The 18,889-nt window shown below is 44.0% G+C and carries 17 protein-coding genes; 8 read left to right on the top strand and 9 right to left on the bottom strand.

Going from position 1 to position 18,889, the window contains the following annotated elements; genetic code table 11:
- The 6 genes from Q0218_RS01730 to Q0218_RS01705 all read right to left on the bottom strand — a co-directional run.
- The coding region (locus Q0218_RS01730) for a beta-aspartyl-peptidase (protein WP_297965666.1) at positions 1–814 on the bottom strand (814 nt) is incomplete at its 3' end.
- Positions 815–1,003: 189 nt separating this feature from the next.
- Positions 1,004–1,219 (bottom strand): acetyltransferase, encoded by a 216-nt coding sequence (locus tag Q0218_RS01725; protein WP_297965664.1) that lies wholly within the window; start codon positions 1,217–1,219, stop codon positions 1,004–1,006.
- A 178-nt stretch (positions 1,220–1,397) separates the two neighbouring features.
- On the bottom strand, positions 1,398–2,093 hold the full coding sequence (locus tag Q0218_RS01720; protein ID WP_297965662.1) for a DUF4198 domain-containing protein: 696 nt from the start codon (positions 2,091–2,093) through the stop codon (positions 1,398–1,400).
- Positions 2,094–2,380: 287 nt separating this feature from the next.
- Positions 2,381–2,950 carry a tetratricopeptide repeat protein gene (locus Q0218_RS01715; protein ID WP_297965660.1) on the bottom strand — a complete coding sequence of 190 codons (570 nt, stop codon included), beginning with the start codon at positions 2,948–2,950 and terminating at the stop codon, positions 2,381–2,383.
- A 284-nt stretch (positions 2,951–3,234) separates the two neighbouring features.
- Entirely contained in the window at positions 3,235–3,969 is a 735-nt protein-coding gene (locus tag Q0218_RS01710) for a polyphenol oxidase family protein (protein WP_297965658.1), read from the bottom strand.
- A gap of 87 nt (positions 3,970–4,056) precedes the next feature.
- Positions 4,057–4,689, bottom strand: coding sequence for a riboflavin synthase (locus Q0218_RS01705; protein WP_297965656.1), 633 nt, complete (start codon positions 4,687–4,689; stop codon positions 4,057–4,059).
- Positions 4,690–5,410: 721 nt separating this feature from the next.
- Between Q0218_RS01705 and Q0218_RS01700 the strand changes: the two genes are divergently transcribed.
- Complete coding sequence (locus Q0218_RS01700; RefSeq protein WP_297965654.1) at positions 5,411–6,049, top strand: Crp/Fnr family transcriptional regulator; 639 nt, start codon at positions 5,411–5,413, stop codon at positions 6,047–6,049.
- Between the two features lie 705 nt (positions 6,050–6,754).
- Here Q0218_RS01700 and Q0218_RS01695 read toward each other — a convergent pair.
- From Q0218_RS01695 to Q0218_RS01685, 3 genes are read right to left on the bottom strand one after another with little or no spacing between them, the layout of a single operon-like run.
- A complete protein-coding gene (locus Q0218_RS01695; RefSeq protein WP_297965652.1) occupies positions 6,755–8,536 on the bottom strand; it encodes a flotillin domain-containing protein in 1,782 nt (593 codons plus the stop codon).
- A 21-nt stretch (positions 8,537–8,557) separates the two neighbouring features.
- Positions 8,558–9,178, bottom strand: coding sequence for an OB-fold-containig protein (locus tag Q0218_RS01690; protein WP_297965650.1), 621 nt, complete (start codon positions 9,176–9,178; stop codon positions 8,558–8,560).
- A 57-nt stretch (positions 9,179–9,235) separates the two neighbouring features.
- Positions 9,236–10,303, bottom strand: a complete 1,068-nt coding sequence (locus Q0218_RS01685) for a toxic anion resistance protein (RefSeq protein ID WP_297965647.1) — start codon at positions 10,301–10,303, stop codon at positions 9,236–9,238.
- A 264-nt stretch (positions 10,304–10,567) separates the two neighbouring features.
- On the opposite strand from Q0218_RS01685, the gene Q0218_RS01680 reads away from it, so the two are divergent.
- The 7 genes from Q0218_RS01680 to Q0218_RS01650 all read left to right on the top strand — a co-directional run bounded on the left by Q0218_RS01680 (position 10,568) and on the right by Q0218_RS01650 (position 18,656).
- The gene (locus tag Q0218_RS01680) at positions 10,568–11,764 is read left to right on the top strand and encodes a molybdopterin molybdotransferase MoeA (protein ID WP_297965645.1); all 1,197 of its coding nucleotides are present in this window, start codon (positions 10,568–10,570) and stop codon (positions 11,762–11,764) included.
- A gap of 149 nt (positions 11,765–11,913) precedes the next feature.
- Complete coding sequence (locus Q0218_RS01675; protein ID WP_297965643.1) at positions 11,914–12,318, top strand: SMI1/KNR4 family protein; 405 nt, start codon at positions 11,914–11,916, stop codon at positions 12,316–12,318.
- Between the two features lie 5 nt (positions 12,319–12,323).
- Positions 12,324–13,295 (top strand): hypothetical protein, encoded by a 972-nt coding sequence (locus Q0218_RS01670; protein ID WP_297965642.1) that lies wholly within the window; start codon positions 12,324–12,326, stop codon positions 13,293–13,295.
- Between the two features lie 8 nt (positions 13,296–13,303).
- Positions 13,304–14,284 (top strand): hypothetical protein, encoded by a 981-nt coding sequence (locus Q0218_RS01665; protein WP_297965640.1) that lies wholly within the window; start codon positions 13,304–13,306, stop codon positions 14,282–14,284.
- 200 nt (positions 14,285–14,484) lie between these two features.
- A complete protein-coding gene (locus Q0218_RS01660) occupies positions 14,485–15,135 on the top strand; it encodes a hypothetical protein (RefSeq protein WP_297965638.1) in 651 nt (216 codons plus the stop codon).
- A 10-nt stretch (positions 15,136–15,145) separates the two neighbouring features.
- Positions 15,146–16,312 carry a toxic anion resistance protein gene (locus tag Q0218_RS01655; protein WP_297965636.1) on the top strand — a complete coding sequence of 389 codons (1,167 nt, stop codon included), beginning with the start codon at positions 15,146–15,148 and terminating at the stop codon, positions 16,310–16,312.
- A gap of 7 nt (positions 16,313–16,319) precedes the next feature.
- Positions 16,320–18,656, top strand: a complete 2,337-nt coding sequence (locus tag Q0218_RS01650; protein ID WP_297965634.1) for a hypothetical protein — start codon at positions 16,320–16,322, stop codon at positions 18,654–18,656.
- Positions 18,657–18,889: the final 233 nt, after the last annotated feature.

The raw sequence follows: 18,889 nt of genomic DNA, 5'->3' as shown, positions 1-18,889 counted from the left end.
TTAGACGCTCTAAATTTAGCCCGTTAGCAAGCCCGTACGCGATAGCTTCGTGAAGTGAGGCGAATTTACTTCCGCCGCTCGTGATGTCGATGTAGCCGCCCATTTTTTGAAATTTGATCGCCTCGTCAAAAAGCTCTTTGGTTCGCGCGCAGTGCGTCGGCGAAAAGTAATTAACGGGGAACGAATAATCCTTAATCACGCTAAAAATCAGGTCAAATTTATCCGCAAGCCCGCCCATGTGCATGTGTAGCACGCCGCCTTTTTTCGAGATCATGCCACCGATGCGGATCTGCGTCAGGGTCTTGATGAGCTCCTGAGAGGTCGGGTAGCTGCCGCGGTTGTCGCTCATCGCGATCTTACAGCCGATGACCTTGTCGATGAGCACCAGATCGCGCGTGACGGAGCCAGTAAATGTGACGCTAGGCAGCGCATAAGAGCCTGTGTGGATGAAGGTCGAAATACCCTCGTATTCGAGCGCCTTGGCCTTTGAGTAGAGATTCTCTAAGCTCCTAGTGCACCCGTCGGTACCCAGCGTCCCCACGACCGTCGTCGTGCCGTAGCGGATGATCCCAGATAGCGTTATTTCGGGCGTTCGAGAGTGATAGCCCGCCTCGCCGCCGCCACCCGTGATGTGCACGTGCTGATCGATGAGTCCGGGTGCTAAAATTTTGCCCTCTAGATCGTAAATTTCAAGTCCCTCGACTCGAAAATCAAGCCCCTTAGAAACGGCTAAAATTTTACCTCCGCCGAGCAAAACGTCGCTCCTGCCGATATGCCCTGGCGCGTATAGATCGGCATTTTTAAGTAACAGCATATTTTCTCCTTTGCTTTAGATTTTTGATCGTAAATTTTATGTTTTTCGGCTTTCTTGACTGCGATGTCGCGCCGTCATTTTACATCAAATTTGATAAAAACCGGATATTTAGGTTTTGGGCGGAGAAACGGCGTTTTAGATGATACTTGGAGTTTTTGCGGGTTAGGCAGCGGAGTCAAATTTAGCAAACTAACCGCTTAGCTGCACGCTTTCTTCTATCTTCATTAGTCCCGTAAATACGCGCTCTACGGCCCCTTTTTGCTCGTCCGAGATTTCGATCTTTTTCTCGTTTAAAAGCAAATTTACGAGCTGCTCGTTTTGCAGCGTCTGGACGTCAAATTTTCTCGCATTTGCGGCGATTTTTGCCGCGAGAGGATTTTTCGATTTAAAATTTTCGTATGGCATTTTTCCTCGTTTTTGAGTTAGGTTACGAAGCGATTATATGAAATTTAAGGTAAATTCGGGCTCAAATTTTACCCAAAGCCCGAATTTGCGCCGATTTATTCTTTTATATCAAAGCCCAGCGTCGTTTTTAGCGTCTCTTTGTCGCATTTTGCGGTATCCGGGTAAGGCCTTTCATAAATCACCTCAAAACCCAAAAGCCCGGCCTTAGCGCTACGACTTCGGTGATACCCTGCGCGTCGGCCATACCGTAAAACGCTCGCTTATCCTCTAAAAATCCCGTAAAAGTGCCGGTTAGTTTGGCGCGTTCTAGCGGCTTGCCGTCAGCCAAAACTTGTAGTTTAAAGGGCTTATCCACACGAAAACTAGCCGGATTTTGCAGCGGCACGATCTCGATTTTCTCTCCGACGGGCTTAGCGACAAAGTCATCTGCTTCGCCTAAATTTAGGATTTTTTTGGACGTTATCGTCATCAGGCGGCAGATTTGCACGTCGCTTAAATCTTTTAGATCAAGCTTATTTTTGTCAATAACCCACTTGCCGTCGCTGCGCTTTTTTAGCGAATACATCGGATTTTGCCGCGCAAGCAGGATATAGGTGCCTTTGCCTAGCTTTTCGCCCTCGTAACGGTAGTTTTCGCCGCTTTGCGCTAGCTCTTTTTTCTGCCCGTTTTTGCCGATCAGGGTAACGGGCGCAAAAAGATGGACGCGCTCTTGCATTATAGGCTCATAGTTTGGAAAGTCGTCGCTATAACCCATTTTTGCGACGAATTTACCCGTCTTTTCGTCGTTTGCACCGTCCACCCAAAACATATGCGCCTGCACCGAACAAACGGCTCCCGCAAGTATCGCAGCGGCTAGAATTTTACGCGTTTTCATGCTTTTCCTTTCGGTTGTTTTTGAGATTTGATGTCAAATTGTAGCTAAAATAGATTAAAATTTGGATTTATTTTAGAAGAGGTTTTAAAAATTTAGATTTGCGGCTTTATTTTGCAAATTTATACACCAAATCGCTCTCTTAACCGCCAAAAGAAAAATTTGAACAATTTACGAAGACAAATCGTATCTTGGCGAGTAAAGCATTTAGATTTAGCGCGAAACTCGGGCGCATTTTACGAAAAGCAAATCGCAAAACGCGCCTGAGTTAAATTTATGACGCTAGCCCTCTAACGCTTTAAAATTTTAGCGTTTTCGCAGCCGACCTCTAGCCTCATCTTGCAAGCCTTTTCGTAAAATTTAGCCGCAGCTTTGACGTCTGTTTGCACGCCCGTGCCGCGCTCGCTCATGTAGCCCGCCTCGTTGCAGCCTTTGGCTAGGCCTAGCTCGCACGCGTTTTTATAGAGCTCGTACGCCCGCGCTTCGTCTTTTACCGCGCCGACGCCCGTCTGATGAGCGTACGCTAATGCGTAGCAGCCCAGCTTATCGCCCATTTTGCAAGCTCGCTCGTAAAATTTAGCCGCCGTCTCAGGCTGTTTTGCCGCGACCTTGCCGCTAGCGATCATCGCGCCTATATCGTAGCAAGCACGCGCGTGTCCGCCCTCGCACGCTAGATTAAAGAGTCTTGCCGCCTCTTTGAAGTCCGAAACTCGGTACATCGCTAACGCGTCTTCAAACTGCTTATTTGCCGAATTTGCAGGCGCGTTCGCAGGGACGCTTGTCATCTCGTTTGAGGATCTCGTTTGCGCCGCAAAAAGTACGCTCGCAGCAACAATCAAACAAACTAAAATTTTTCTCATTTTGGCTCCTTTTTTATGAGATATTAGTTTAAATTTTAGCCCTTTTTGGTAAACGTAACAAAAATTTCAACTAAATTTACCGATATGCACGCTCTAAATTTCGGCCGAAATTTGCCCGAGTTTTTAAACGCCTAAAGGCGGCCTCATTTAGCCTGAAACGCTTTATCGATACCTGATTTTGCGGCGTTAAGGGCTAAAATTTTAGATATTTTCGAATAAATTTTAACGCTCGCTAGTTTAGCGTGACGGCGCAACGAGTTTTAAAATTCGCGCGCAAATTGCGTTTAATTTTTACGTTTCATAGGCATGGGCTTGTTCATGATAAACCCGCAAAATCGCCCCGTGACGCCGTCTCTGCGGTAGGAAAACAGCTCCCCACTCTCAAACGTGCAGCGCGGATCAAACTCCGCTCGCCCTACGCCAAGCTGCGCAAATTCGTCCCGCAAGGCCGCCTCCATATCAAATTTACCCTCTTTTTTGTATCGGTTAAACTCGCCCAGATCAAGCCCTCCCACCTCGTAGTTTCGCGCCTTGATATTTGCGCCGACAAATACGCGCAGATCGCTCGCCTCGCAGCCAAACTCGCTTTTCATCAGCCTAACTGCATTCGTGCAAATTTTACCCGTTACGCCCGCTCTGCCCGCATGCACTGCGGCCACTACGCCCCGCCTCTCATCCGCGATCAAAACGGGCGAGCAGTCGGCGACCAAAACGCAAAGCGCAATGCCTCTAAGCGCCGTTATCACGCCGTCGCAAGGCAGTAGCTCATCCTTTAAATTTCGTAAAATTTCCACGCGATTTGAGTGAATTTGACGCATAAATTTTAGATTAAAAGGCGCGGTAGCAAGCGCAGCGGCTAAAATTTCGCGATTTTTCGCGACATTTGCGGGCAAGTCACCGACGTGATCACCCAAATTTAGCCCCTCGTACGTGCCTTCGCTTACGCCGCCAAATCGCGTCGTAAAGCCGAGCTTCAAGCGCTCGCTCTCAAAAACTACGTCTAAAATTTCCCGCTTCATTTTTTCCTTTTTCCTCGCCGTCCGCTCCACAAAGAGCGCGGTTTTGCAAGCTAAATTCGCAAGATATAAATTTTGCTTCGCAAAAGCCTAATAAAGGCTCGCGATGTGCTGCGACTCGTCCCAGCCGATCTCGCCTTTGCCTCCGTTTTGGGCGCTGCGGCCAAATTCTAGCTGCCTAGCTACGTAGCGCGCGAGCAGGTCGCTTTCTACGTTTACGCGGCGTCCCGGCTCAAACTCGCCGAACAAACTCTCGCGAAAAGTGATCGGAATGATCGTGAGGCGCACGCCTGCGGACAAAACTTCGTTGATCGTGAGGCTCACGCCCTCGACCGCGATGCTGCCTTTGTTCGCCATCAAAGGCATGACGCTAGGGGGCAAATTTATATAAAAATCAACCCCGTTTTCGCGCCGCTCTATGCGCGCGACCTCGCCGATAGCGTCTACGTGGCCTTGCAGTAGATGCCCGTCCACGCGGTCGGCTAAGCGCATCGCAGGCTCGATATGCACGCGTCCGCGCAAATTTTCCGTCGCGATGTGCGCTCTAGTCTCTGCGCTAAGCTCAACGCTAAAGCCGTCTGCGTGCAACTGAGTCACGCTAAGACATGCGCCATTTACCGCGACGCTATCGCCTAAATTCGGGCGGTATGCGGCTTTTAGTCGCAGGGTATTTTGCGAATAGCTCGCAACCTGCGCGATCTCGCGAATTAGTCCGTTAAACATTTTTGGCCTTTAAATTTTTTAGCGATTTTAGCGGTTTTAGGCTCATAAAAGGATAAATTTAGCCCAAATTTCGCAGCTAAAAGAGGTAAAGTAAAAATCGTAAAAACAGGCGCGCGGCGGTAAAATTTAGCGTAAGCGACCTAGACAAAAGGCGCTAGCTTGGGCAAATACGCGCTAAATTTAAAGCCGCTAAACATAGCGCTCCGCGTAGTTGCCGTCCTGGTGCAGGAGATTTAAGCCAGCAAAGCTAGAGCAAGCTACCTAGCTTGGTGGCATTTTAGAGGCAGGCTTAATTTATCCGCCAAAAATCGCAAACCCCCGTAAAACCCGCTTTTTAACCTACCCCGCTTATCGTAGATACTCTTGAGCTTTGCCGTTGGGGCTTAACGCTTTGGGCTTTGCAAATCTTTTCAAAATATCCATTTTAAGCAAAACTTGCCGTACTTTGCGCGGCGGTTTTTGCTAGGTTTTATCTAGAACCTTGCCGTTTTGCGCGGTAAAATCGGCGCCGCAGTTTATACCCGCGATACACCCGGACGGCTTTGCGCGGCTGTAAGCATAAATTTGATTTAAGGATTAATATTTTTATTTAAGGATACGCAATTTCGTTCTTTTAACTAGTCTGCTTTTAGCTTCAAGCGTCATTTACTCGCAGGATAATAAATTTAATGTTATTTAATATTGCGTAGGCTAAAATACGAGTTTATTTAAGGCAAAAAACGTGAAAAGATCAAGGTTAGGACTACTAGAAACGAACGTCGTCTCATCTTTAAGCAATGACGAAATCGCTAAATTTAACCGCCGCGTCCTAACTAAAGGCAGCACGGTTTACGCTGAAGGCATCAGCGTCGCGATATTTAAAAGCGGCTCCGGCAAGCTCGCGTTTTTTGAGGACGGCGAGGAATTTATCCTTTATAACCTGCAAAAAGACAACATCACGATCCTAAGCGACGCCTGCGCGCTGGAGATTTTAGAGGATAGCGAAATTTACTTTATCGACGTGCGCGACGTCGGCGAACTGCTAAAAAACGAGCGTTTCGCAAAGGCCTATGCCGACTCGCTCGCAAACATCGCGCTTTTGCAACACCAAATCATAAAATCCATACTCTTTGAAAGCGCCAAAGGCCGCATAGCAAACTTCCTTATCGAGCTTGCCGCAGAGCAAAATTTGACCCAAAACGGCTACAGATACGTCTTTTTACCGTTTTCGCTTAAGGTACTTTCTAGCTTCGTGGGCTTAAAGCGCCAAAGCGCCAGCACCGCATTTAACGAACTCATAAAAGAAAACGTCATCAGGCGCATCACGCCGCATGAAATTTTGATAATAGACTTTGAAAAGCTGCAAAAATATACGAATTAGATAAATTTAGCCGCTTGTTTCGGTTCGCTTGCAGCTTCGCGGTAAATACAAAAACAAATTTAATATCAAATCGCCCTCGTGTCGTCGCGATAAATCGTCCTTTGAAGGCTTTTGTTTATTTTTTAATTTTTGATTATTTACTACTTAGAAACGCTTGGTCGATTAAGAAACTGCCGCAAATTTATAGGCGAGAGTTTTAGCGAATTTACTCCAAATTCTATTTTGGCCCTTTTAAAAACCCGAACGCAAAAACGCCGTAAGGATAAAATTTAATGCTAAATTTTAGTTTTATATTTTAAGTAAGTCTTTGCCGTTTAAGTCATTTGAAAAAATCGATCGCGAGCTTCTAGCAACAAAACCACGAGGCTAAATTTGCTAAAAGAATTTGGCTGCGTCCGTTTACCGAGCGGTTTTTGCCCTGTTTGGCCGTTTTTGGCTAATTTCAAAAACGCCTAACGAGGCGTGCAAATTTCATGTTTATAGTTTTAATTTTTGCTCAAATCAAACCGCATATCAAGCCCGTTAAGCTAGCTTTAGCCAAACATCAACACAAGATAAATTTAAACCATTTACGATTTAAATTTATCCGCAGTTATCACTATTGCCTAGTCTTTAAAATTTAAAAGCCAAGAGGCCAAATTTTGGCTCAAAACCCGTAGCCGAGTCCGAATACCGGCGAGGGCGGATTTTGAGCCTTAGTTTAAGTTATTTTCCGCCTTTTGCAGCATTAGATTTTTGCTCGGAGCCGTTTAAATCCTGGGCGCTACCTAACTTTTCGGCGCTGCGCAGAGGCTGAGCGATATTTTGTATCCCGCCGTTTAGATCGATGCCGACTTGCTTCATTAGGTCGTCTATTATAGGCGCGTTTACTTTATAGTTTAAAGACGCGTTTACGATTTGATCGGATAGCGAAGCGCCGGCGTTGCTAACTCCGCCGTTAGCATTCAAGCCCGCGCCGCTCTGATTTGCGCCGCCAAGGCCCGCCATTTGCACGATTTTTATAGAGTCGATTTTTTCTACCGGTTTTACGACCTGGGCGATGATTTGCGGCATAAACTCGATCAAGGCAAGCTTAAATCTATTTTCCAAAATTTCCGCAGAGACAATGTTTTCGGCATTATTTATCTCGGTTTTACCCTTGGCTTCGACTTCGTAGTTTAGCCTGTTGGCTTCGGCGGTTATTTTTATAGCTTCAGCTTCTGCGGTAGCCTTGATTTTTAGCGCTTCGCTCGCACCCATAGCTTTGATTTTAGCGGCTTCGGCTAGGTTTTCTTCTGCCTCTTTTTCGGCCTTTGCGGCGACGGTTTTTTCGATAGAGAGCTGCTCGGCCTCTTTTTGCGCTTCGATTAGCGCTAGCTTTTTAGCGCGCTCTGCTTGCTCGGTCTCGGATGATGTTTTAATCTTTTCAAAAGACGCGGCTTCTAGCGCCTTTTTCTCGTTGGCTAGCGTTTTAGCCGCGGCCTCTTCTTCGACTTTTTTAGCGATTTCTATATTTTTGCTCTGATTTGCCAGTTCGACGGCTTTTTCTTTATTTATCTCGGCTTCTCTGATGGCTCTAGCCTTTTCTATCTCGACCGTTTCGATAGCGCGAGCCTTGTTTATCTGCGCTTCTTCGATAGCTTTGTTTGCTACGATCTTGGCTTCCTCGGCCTCTTTGCGCCTACTTTCGGCCTCTTTTGCCCTTAGCGCTTCTTGTTCTGCTTGGAAATTTGCTATTTTTGTTTGCTGCGTAGCCTCGGCCTCGGCTTGTTTTCTTTGGATTTCAAATTTCTCCGACTGCGTCTCGTAGTTTTTCTGCGCGATTTGCACCTCGGTCGAGCGCTCGATATCGTTTCGTAGCTTTTTGCGCTCCTCGATGGTTTGCGTTAGGCTTGTTAAGCCCTCCGCGTCAAAGGCGTTGTTTTCGTTAAAAAACTCTTTTGCCGTTTGATCAAGCGACGTGAGCGAGACGGACTCTAGCTGAAGGCCGTTTTTAGATAGATCGGCTTCGATGGCGTTTTTGACCTGCGAGCTAAATTCATCTCTTTTTTCGTGCAGCTCTTTCATCTCCATCGAGCTTGCTACCGAGCGGAGCGTGGCTATGAGCTTGCCTTCTATCAGCCCTGTTAGCTCACGCAGATCGACCGTCTTTTTACCCAGCGTCTGCGCCGCGCGCGAAATAGACTCTCTATCCTCGCCCACTCTGATGTAAAAATCAGCCGTGATATCTACACGCATCCTGTCTTTGGTTATGAAGCTATCGCTTTTAGAGCGAGCAACCGTAACTTTCATCGACTGCATATTTATGTCGATATAATCATGCAGTATCGGCAGTATCAGCGCGCCGCCGTCCACGACGACCTTTTCGCCGCCAAATCCCGTTCGCACGAACGTAAGCTCCTTTGTCGTCTTTCGGTAAAGTCTTGAAAAAACGATACCTAAGATAACGATAGAAAAGAGTCCTATGCCGACAAATACGGCCAAAGAAGTCATTCCGTCAATGTTCATACTATTCTCCTTAGATTAAATTTACTGTTTTTTCTTGATGTAAAAGTTATTTTTTTCGACTCTAACTATAAGCGCGATATCGCCTTTTACAAGCTCTTTTTCATCGGCAGCTCGTGCAAAAACGAAACGTTCTTTTCCGTTTTTATCCGCAACCTTAACGTCGCCGCCTTGCTCTTTGGTTATTTTATAGTCCTTAACTTCACATTCGCAGCCAAGAAGCTCTTTTTTACTAAACGTAGCACTTTGCACTTGAGGCAGGTATTTTGCCGCGAGCAGACTAACCCATCTAGTCCATGCCAAAGCGGCAAAAAACGAAACCGCGGCGATAACCGCGCTCATATACCACGCAGGCGAGGCTAAGCCGTAAAAAACGCTAACGATAAAAAGCCCACATGCTCCGAAGCTCATAAGCAAAATCCCGTAAAAAATCGTACTCGGCACGCCGCCTTTGTTTGCCCACGCCAGCAGCTCAGCACCCGGAGCGTCGATGCCCTCGACTCCGTCAAACAGCCCGTTTAGCGGCTCAAGCACCGAAAATCCAGTCATCATCAAAATAACCTCAAGCAAGGCAAAAACTACGACGATAACCAGCGGAACGGAAAATATAAGATTGTTGCCAAGAAGCTCTAAAATTTGATCCATTTTTTACCTTTTTTTAAATTTGCTGCTTGCGAGGTCAAATTTGACCTTTGCTCCGCTTTATTCTATGCTATACACGTCGCTTTGCTCTATTTTTTCTAGCTTATTTACCTTGCTTTCTAGCGTCTTACTCATCTGCGCGATTTTAGCGATATTTTCTTTCATCTTCGGCAGCGCCTCGTTTTTGAAATTTTCTATCTTATCTAGCGAATCTATCATCAAATTTATCGCTTTTTCGAGGCTCTCGTTATCTAGCGCGCCGCCTGCGACCTTTGCCGTCACTTCTGTTGCCGTGTCGTTTACGTCCTGCGCGTTTTTTAGGATGACGTCGCTAGCTAGCTTGTCCATTTCAGAAACCGCTTTTAGCTGCTTTTTGCCTTCCTGCGCGGCGCTTGCGATGTAGACGTTGGTTTTTAGCGCGGTGATGCTAGTCGTGATCGTGTTTTGCGTGGCGAAACTTAAAAGCGAATTATTGTGCTTGATAGTAGCGTAGTTTGTGAGGCTTTGCTGCATCACGACTAGCACTTGACGCAAATTTTGCAGATGCATACGGATGTAAAATAGCGCCTCTTCGAGGAGAAATTTTTTCTGCTCTTCATCCGTTTGATTTGCCGCTAAATTTTCGATAAGCTCGTCTGTTTTGCTTAAAATTTCTATCTTGCCTTTTAGGCTTTCGATGATGAGCGAGAGCTCTTTTTGCTTCTCGGAGATTTCGGCGTTTCTAGCTTCTAAAACATTTATAGAGTGCTTTAAATTTGCCGTGATCTCTTCAAACAAGCTTGACACGCTTTGATATTTGCTAGCCAGCTCGGCGGCTAGGTCTTTGCCGAGTAAGAAATTTATAAATTTCGCGCCCAGTCCACCCTCTTTTATCTTGTCGCTTGCTTTTATAAGCTCGGCGGAGTATTTTTTGACCGATTTTAGCGACTCGCCGACCGAGCTTCCTACGCTTTGGCTCATACTAAGCAAGTCTCCGACCTTCATATCCATATCGCCGTTTAGCTTCTCAAACTCGCCCAGTTCGTCTTTGCCAAACGACACGATAAATTCTTTGGGATCGGTAAATTCTTTCCTTTTTTCTATGAGTAAGGCGACTACGTCTTGCGGCGTTTTAGCGATTTGATTCAAAGCTTGTCCTTTGCTTAAATTTGAGAGCTATTATAACTAAATTCGTGCGCTTTTTAGCAGGCTTGATAATAAACTTCTGTGCTTTATTAGCATAATTTACGATTAAATTTAGTAAAATCGGCAGAAATATTCCAGACGGATTGTGTGTAGTTTAAATAGTTTGCGGCGGATACGACGGGAGCGGACTGGTCGTCCGTGACCCGAGTATCCTAGCCGAAAACTATTTAAAATCCAGCCGAGTCGGGGAATCAAAAAGGATAAAAAATGAAAGAATTTATGAGTTACGAGACCTCTCTTGAAATTTTACGCTCGACGCTGGCTCCCTGGGACCGCGTAGAAAAGGTCACTCTCACGCAAGCACTCGATCGCCGTATCGCCGTAGATATCGCGGCACAGGATAACTATCCCGCCCGGCCCGTCTCGGCGATGGACGGCTACGCTTTTGCGTGGCAAGAGGGCCTAAGCGAGCTTGAGCTCGTCACCGACCTACCAGCAGGCAGCGACAAAGGGCTAAAAGTCGAGGGCGTAAAATGCGTTAAAACCTTCACCGGCTCGCTAATGAGCGAGGGCACAGACACGCTAATCCCGGTCGAAAACGTCGAGGTGTCAGGCGGCAAGATCCTCATCAAAAAGCCCGTGCCAAAGGGCTTTGCCGTGCGCGAAGTGGGCGAAAGCTACAAAAAAGGCGAAATACTAATCAAAAAAGGCGCGATGATAGGCTACGCTGAGACCGCGCTGCTAGCAGAGCTTGGGATCTTTAACGTTAGCGTATTCGTGCGGCCGCGAGTCGCGGTACTAGCGACGGGAAGCGAGATAAAAGACCTCGGAGAGCCGCTAGAAAACGCCGCGCAAATCCACAGCTCAAACCACGTAGGTATCGCAGCCATGGTGCGCAAAATGGGCGGCGAACCCGTACTATGCGAGATAGTTCGCGACCGCGCCGAGCTCGTAAAAGACGCCATCGTACGCGCGCTAAAATCAGCCGACGTACTCGTCACCACGGGCGGCATCAGCATGGGCGACTACGACTTCGTCAAGGGCGCGCTGGGCGAAAATTTCGACATCATAATAGACGGCGCCGCGATCAAACCGGGCCGCCACATCAAGGTCGCAAAAGCGGGCGAAAAATACATTTTTGCGTTGCCGGGTTTCCCGTACTCGGCGATGGTGATGTGCGTGCTCTACGTGCGCGTGCTGCTAAACGCGTGGTTTGGCGCTAGCGAGCCCAAAATCACGGCGATCATGGACGAGGACTACAAAAAGCGTTCGCCGTTTTTGGAGTTTACGGCGGTAAATTTAGTGAATCGCGATGGCAAAATTTACGTAAATCTTGACGGCAAGAAGCTCGGTAGCTCAGCGATCGTAAATAACCTCACAAACGATGCCGCGCTTTTAATCATCCCCAAAGAGACCGAATTTATCGCAAAAGGCGAGATAGTCGAAGTGCTGAAAATGGTCTAAATTTGAGTAAATTTAGCTTTTGAGGCTAGGATGCGGAGCATATAAACGCGCGGACGGGCGCTAAGGCAAAAGCCGGCAAAAAACCGGGCATAAATTTGACGCGATTTTGTAAAACACAAGCGTAAATTTAATACAAACGAAAGGTAAAAATGAAAGAGCAGATAAACCGCATCAAAGAAAAGCTAAAAATAGCCAAAAAAGCGGATAAAAAACTAAAAATTTTCGGCGCGAGCAACCACAAATACGCTCTCAAAGCGCCGATAGAAGAAAAGAAATTAGCCGCGCTAGAGAAAAAATACGGCGTAAGCTTGCCAGCCCATTTTAGAGCCTTTTTGTTAGAGATCGCTGACGGCGGAGGCGGCTTTGACGGTAGCGCGCCGGGGCCTTTTTACGGCATCTACCCCATAAAAGACGCACTAAAATTTAGCGCACCGTATCTAGCAAATCCCTGCCTTTTGCACCCTAAAATGAGCGATGAGCAGTGGAGAGCTATAGGAGGCTTTGCATACGAGCAAGAGTACGACGACGAAGAAAGCGAAGAAGAAAAATCCTAGGCGGCGTGCTGCTAATCGGCACGCAAGGCTGCAGCTTTGAAACCGCTATCGTGATAGAGGGCGAGTTTCGCGGACGGATAGTAAATTTAGACTTTGACTTATATAAGCCCGTTTTTGCGTTTGAGTCAAATTTCCTAGACTGGTACGAAAGGTGGCTAGACGAGGTGATATCAGGCGAGCTAAAAGACGGCGGAGGCGGGTTTGGCTACTATATGGGCGGTAGCGCGAGCGAGCTTTTGCAAATTTACGAAGAGGCGCGAAACAGAGGCGATACGGAGCTAAAAAACGACTGCCTTGATGCTTTGACGCACAAAGCTCCTCGTTTTGAGACGCGAATTTTAGATAAGATAGAAAGTTTTATCAAAAACGAGGCGTATAGCGAGGATTTTGCGAAGCTTACTAGTATCTTATGCGCAAACGATTTTGCACGGGGTAAGGCCTATCTAGCGCGTCTTGCGCAGATTGATTATCTACTTTTTTTACAAATCATTCACTGGTGGGCAAAGGACAAAAAGACCGCTAGCAGGGAGTTTATGCCCGTAGCTGACGAAAACGCCGCGCAAATCCTAAACCAAAAGGACGAAGAGCGAGCGGCGCAGACGTTTAGATTTTATACGTATTTGCTAGAAAACGCCAAGCTTGACTACGGAGCTAAGATCGAGCATTTTGCGACTAGTTCTAATTATTCCATTCGCGTTACGTGCTTTTACGCGCTGGGGCAACTGAAAAATAAAAGCAAATATCTAAAAACGCTGATTTTAGGACTAAGCGACGAGGAGTCCTACGTCGTGATGACCGCCTTGCAAGCCGTATGCGGGCTAACTGACGAGCGACTGTTGCCTCATCTAAAAGCCGTCGCACAGCGCTTTTTAAAAGATGACGAAAACTACGTAGTTACAAATCTAAACCGCGTGCTAGAGCCATACTATTTAGACAATAAAAAGATAAAAAAGATGGAATTTAAAGCCGAAATTTAAGGGAAAAAATGGATGAAATTTTAGAAAAAATTTACGCGATAGAAGGCCTTGGGGAGCTAGAAAATTTTTTGCGCGAAAAGGGATTAAATTTAATGCGCGAGCCTTTGCTGGCGGAATTTGACCGATACGCCTTTTATCAAAACGCTAGCGAGTGGAACAAAACCGTCAAAATCTGCGAATGCCTAGCGATAACTGGCTGGGGCGAGCGCGAGAGCCTAGAAGCTCTTCGCGGTAGATATTTTAACGGGCAGTATATGACCTATTTTTTAAACGCTAGCGGCGAACCGCGCTTTGTAGAGGCGCACTGGTCAAAGCGCAAAACGGGGTTAAGCATGCAAGATAACGAGACGTTTTTTAACCCTAGTCCGGACGATAACGGCAAAACGCTAAAACGCCCCGTAAAAGAGCAAATCCAAGACGTCAAGCTAGCTAGCCAGCGCAACTGGATACCCAAAAATCCCGTCCGCGTCTCAATCGGTATCAAAAACTGCTACGAGAACTCTCGCGCGGTGATAGATAGCCTGTTTAAGGAGCTCCAGCCCGCGCTAAACGCCAAAATGAGGCCTAAAATTTACGGCAGCGAGATAAATTATATAAATTTAGACTGCTCGTTTAGTTTTGACGACGAGTACTGCCGCACGAACTACATCATAGCGCCGGATGAGCCGCGCCTAAGCTCGCAGCGCGCCTGGGAGCTACTGCGCGAGATGATGAGCGAAGAGGAACGCAGCGAGGGCGGCTACTATCTGCGAAATAGATTTGAGTACGCGCCGTTTAGAAAAGATACGGGCAAAACGGGCGCGCAGATATATTTTGAGCGCGAGTTTAGCGAGCTTTCGCATGCAAAGCAAAAGCGAAAAATAAGCGAGTATTTTTTAACGGCACTAAAACAGATCGCGCGCAAACAAAGCAAGCTAAAATACGACTTTAAGACGATGATAGACGATTTTAGTAAAATTTTAGACGAGTGGACGGCGGCTGAAATTTAGCGGCCGATTTTAAATCGAAGCGGGTAAATTTAGACGCTTTTGCTTACTTTAGGATTTGAGTTTAAATTCTCTCGCGTTTTGATTAAATTTAGCGATATTTAACCGATTTAGGTATTTTAATCAAACGATAAACAAAAAGTAATATTTTAACCTGATTTTTGCTATAATAGACCTTTAAATTTTAACGAAAAGCAACTATCTTGAACGAGCAAATAATATATTTTTTTAGAAAAAAGCCTTATTTTTTCTATTCGTTTTTTCCGGTCTTCGGCGCTTTATATAGCTTTGTATTGGCGATTTTATTTTTAAAATGGTCGCCTTTTAAAACGGATATTTTTATCGTACTATTTTTTCTTAGCGCGCTTTGGTTTGCGGCGTTTTATCTTAGCTACGCAAAAACCCTACCTGCCTATAAATTTGAAAGAGAAAAGGAAAAATTTACGCTTTTAGAGGCAAGGGTCATTTCTGATTTTAGCCTGAGCGATAGAGAAAATATTTTTAAAAAGATAGAAGCGGTGCGGGTTTTTGTTAGAAAGATATTTTCAGACCAAAGCTTAGTTTCGGTTAAAATTTTAAGCCTGATAAACAAAACTCTATTTTTATACATCGAAAATTTAAGCATAATAAAAAGTCTAAACGCAGGGCTTAGCGCAGTAACTGGCGAAACTAAAAAAGAGCAAATCGTAAAAAAAGCTCAAGCATACGAATCCGCAAACGTAATGCTTTTAGAATACCTAGATAGCTACATAAGCGAGCTAGCGGCAAACAACCGAAACGATAAAGAGACCGCGTCCGTGCGAAACGAACTTGAGCGCATGCTGGTTTTATTAAAAAATATTAACAAAAAATAAGGAGAGAGCCGTGGAAAAAGCGGGGCGAGAGATACTAACGGACTACATAAAAGATAGTGCGCAAAACAGCGAAACGGACGTACGAAATTTGATCTTTAAAGACGATTTTAGCAAAGAAGACGAGGAAAAAATTTCTCAAAAAGCGGCAGAGCTTTTAGCTTTTTTATCAGATAAGGATAGTGCGCAGATAAGAGAAATTTTAGAAAGCGTTACGATCGAAGACGCGCAAAGTCTAGAGAGCTCTTCGTCGCTCTTGATGGGAAAATTTGCAAAACTTGGCGACATAAAAGACGAGCAAACGCAAAATTTAAGCCGCTCCGTAATAGCCCTAAACGAGGAGCTAGAGCAGATAAATCCGCATAAATTCAACTTTGATAAAAAAGGAGTTTTGGCTTTTGTTCCTTTTATCACAAAGCCGATAAACAGGTACTTAAAGAAATTTCAAAGCGCAAAAGAAGCGATAAAAGAGACGCTCTCTCACATCGAAGACGGCGAGAAAATTTTAAGAGAAGACAACGCTCTTTTGCAAGAAGAAAAACAATACTACAAACAAAAAGCCCTAAGTTTGCAACGAAAAGCCGTAGTGTTTGAAAAGATAGTAAAATCCATAGAGCAAAACGTCTCCAAACTAGACGCCAAGGAGAGAGAATTTTACGAAAATAACGTTTTGCTAAATTTAAATAAAAAAATCAGAAGCATATATGAAATTTTAGCCGTCACGCAGCAGGGATTTTTATCAAGCGACCTCATCATAAACACGAACTGGGAGCTGATAGATAATATCTCAAACGTAAAAGCCGTAACAAAAAGAGCCGTAGAGATCGGTATCGCGATGGCTATAACGCTGCAAAATCAAAAAAATGCGTTAGAAACGGCCGAAAAAACCAAGAAATTCGCAAACGATATGATTTTAGCCAACGCCCAAAGGCTAAACACGCAAGCAAGCGAAATCTACAAGATGTCTGGCGATGCGACGCTGGATATAGAGACGCTAAAGCAAGCTTTTAGCCAGATAGAAGAGGCTATGGGTAAGATAAATACGTTTAAAGCCCAAGCCGTAGAAAAAATCAAAACCGAAGTAACGGCTCTAAAAGAAGTAACGGCAAAACTCGAAAACAAAATCCAAGAGTCGCAAAAAGCGCAAGAATTTAAAACATCTTTTTCTATGGATTTATGAGGTTTAGATGATCGATCCGAACATAAAGAAAAAACGAGAATTTACGATCTACCTTACCGTCTTGATCGTTATTTTGCCCTTTGTTTTTCTATACCTAAAATATGCAGACAAGGAGCCTGAAAGCTTAGCGCAAAATTTTACCATTAGCCGTCCTGAAACACCGGCAAAAAAGACGAGTAAAACCGAAGCTCAAATTTCGCAAAATACCGACAAATTTGCCGGCAAAGACGACGTAACGATATACAAAAAAGACCTCATAAACAACTCCGTCCAATTACCGTTTGAAGTACGAGATATGATAGTCTCTCACGACAAAAAAAGACTCTACACTCTCGGGCACGACAGAGACGGCATAAGCGTAATAGATATATCAAATTTAGACCATATAAAGTTACTCGGGCTTTTTTATTTTCCAAAAGTTAAATCTTATGTAGAAGATATCAGCGCCGCCGAATCAAACGACGGCAAAAGCCTATATGTAACAAGCCCAAATTTAGGCATTTTGCGCCTTGATGTTAGCGTCCCCGAAAATATAAAAATTGCAGCTAAATTTGAGGATGGCGGCTACTCTAAAATAAAACTAAGCAATGACAATAAATTAGCCTATGCAAAAGCCAAAAACGGTATGCATATCTTGGATATTTCATCGGACAATATCAAAAAAATAGGCGAATTTATAAGCCAAGAAACCTTTGCAGGTGACATAGCTATATATTCGGATAAATATGTTTTAATGTCTGATTTTACAGGGCTTCACACGCTTGACGTAAGCGACCCGAAAAACATAAAAGAGGTTTATAGGCAAGAAGATTTTAAAGTCGCTATAAATTTACAAATTTCTAACGATAAAAAATACCTTTACGCAAATGAAATTTACAATTTTAAAATATATAGCATTAATAGCGTAAATGATATTGAACCGCTAAAAAATTATATTACTAACAATAGAATTTACACGTTTAAGATTAGCGAGGACGGTAAAACAGCGTATATATCTAGGAGTAAAGACGGCTCAAAAGATATACAGATACCAAGTCTAGATGTTCTAGACATCTCTAGCGGTTTTGACATGGAACGTATAAAAAGCTACTATATGCCTGAGGCCGATAATGTAAATTCAACTGCGCTTTTAGATAAAAGTCGTATGATAATCTCTATAATGCATAAATTTAGCGGTTTTATAAGCGTAATTAGCAGCGATATCAAACCCGCAGCAAAAAATAATACGATAAAAGAGGCAAAAAATATAGACAAATCAAAGCCCGTTTGGGATTTGCCGTTTTCGCAAAACGGCTTTGCCTCCGTTAGCATGGCAGTCTCTACCGAGGATGGATATATATTAGCCGGAGAGTATCAAAACGCAAGAGAGCCCGATCTTTTTATAAAAGTAGATAAAAGCGGGCGCGAAATTTGGAGAAAAATAGTCGATAAAAGCTATCAAGGAAGAGCCAAACTAATAGCAGCGCAAATGCAAAGCTACTACGTAATAGGTAACGAAGAAGCAACCTACGTCATAGACAAAGCGACGCATAAAATCATAAATAAACTTCCCTATCCTTTAAAGCACATAGCGCCGACGGATAATGACGAATTTATAGCATGTGACTACAAAAATAATATATTTAGAATGGATAAAAATGCAAAAATAATCTGGAAAAAACAAATCGACGTTTCTCATTTGCAAGATGAATTTTACATCAAATACGAATACGACCCAAAAGATCCAACTAAAAAACCAACCCAAAGAGAGATCAAAAAGTCAAAAGAGGGGCTTGAAAAACTGATAAAAACAGATGATGGAAATTTTCTATTATTCGTAAAAGAATTTGGCATAACTAAATTTAATCCAAACGGTAAGATAATCTTTGAATCCAAAGTACAAACGGACGGATATTTTGAAGATATGCTTGATGACGACGGCGCAGCCTTGGTGCTTTTTAGATCAAAAAATAAATATAATATGAAAACGCTCAAACTTCTAAAATTAAATAACGAAGGTAAAATCATAACAAAGTCAAATGTTTATGGCAATCCGGACCATTTCTTTTTTCCCGGTTTTATAAAATATAAAGAAGGCGGCTATATAATAGGAATAAAACCGTATAATAGCCAACAAATATTTCTTTCAGAGATTGATAGCAAGGGTCGCGCGCTGGATGAAGGCTATATAACTAATCTTGGGACTGAAGTTGCATTTCATAAGATGCTAGAAATGGATGATCAAAAAGTGCTGCTACTAGGAAGTGCGGTACCAAAATACAAACAATCAAGAGAGGCATTTATGATAATGCTAAATTTAAATCAAATCGTTAATAGATTAAATTTAAGCATAGAAAATAGATAATTAAAATATAAAAATTTTCGCTTAAATTTATGTGCTAAATCAACTTTTTGAATCTTACGCTAATTTTATATAAATTTAGCTGTTAAATTTAGCTATTTTAATGCCGTTTAATTTATAATTCACCCTTGAAAATATATCTGCATTAGCTATTTATTGCGCACTGCTCGTTAAAAAATTTATAGTTAAACTTATCCTATTTTACCATAAGTGCGCCCTAGAAGGCAAAGCAGCAG

The sequence above is a fragment of the uncultured Campylobacter sp. genome, assembly GCF_938039245.1.
GTDB lineage: Bacteria > Campylobacterota > Campylobacteria > Campylobacterales > Campylobacteraceae > Campylobacter_A.
Note: the sequence above shows the minus strand (reverse complement) of the source record. Positions and strands in the feature narration are given on the sequence as shown.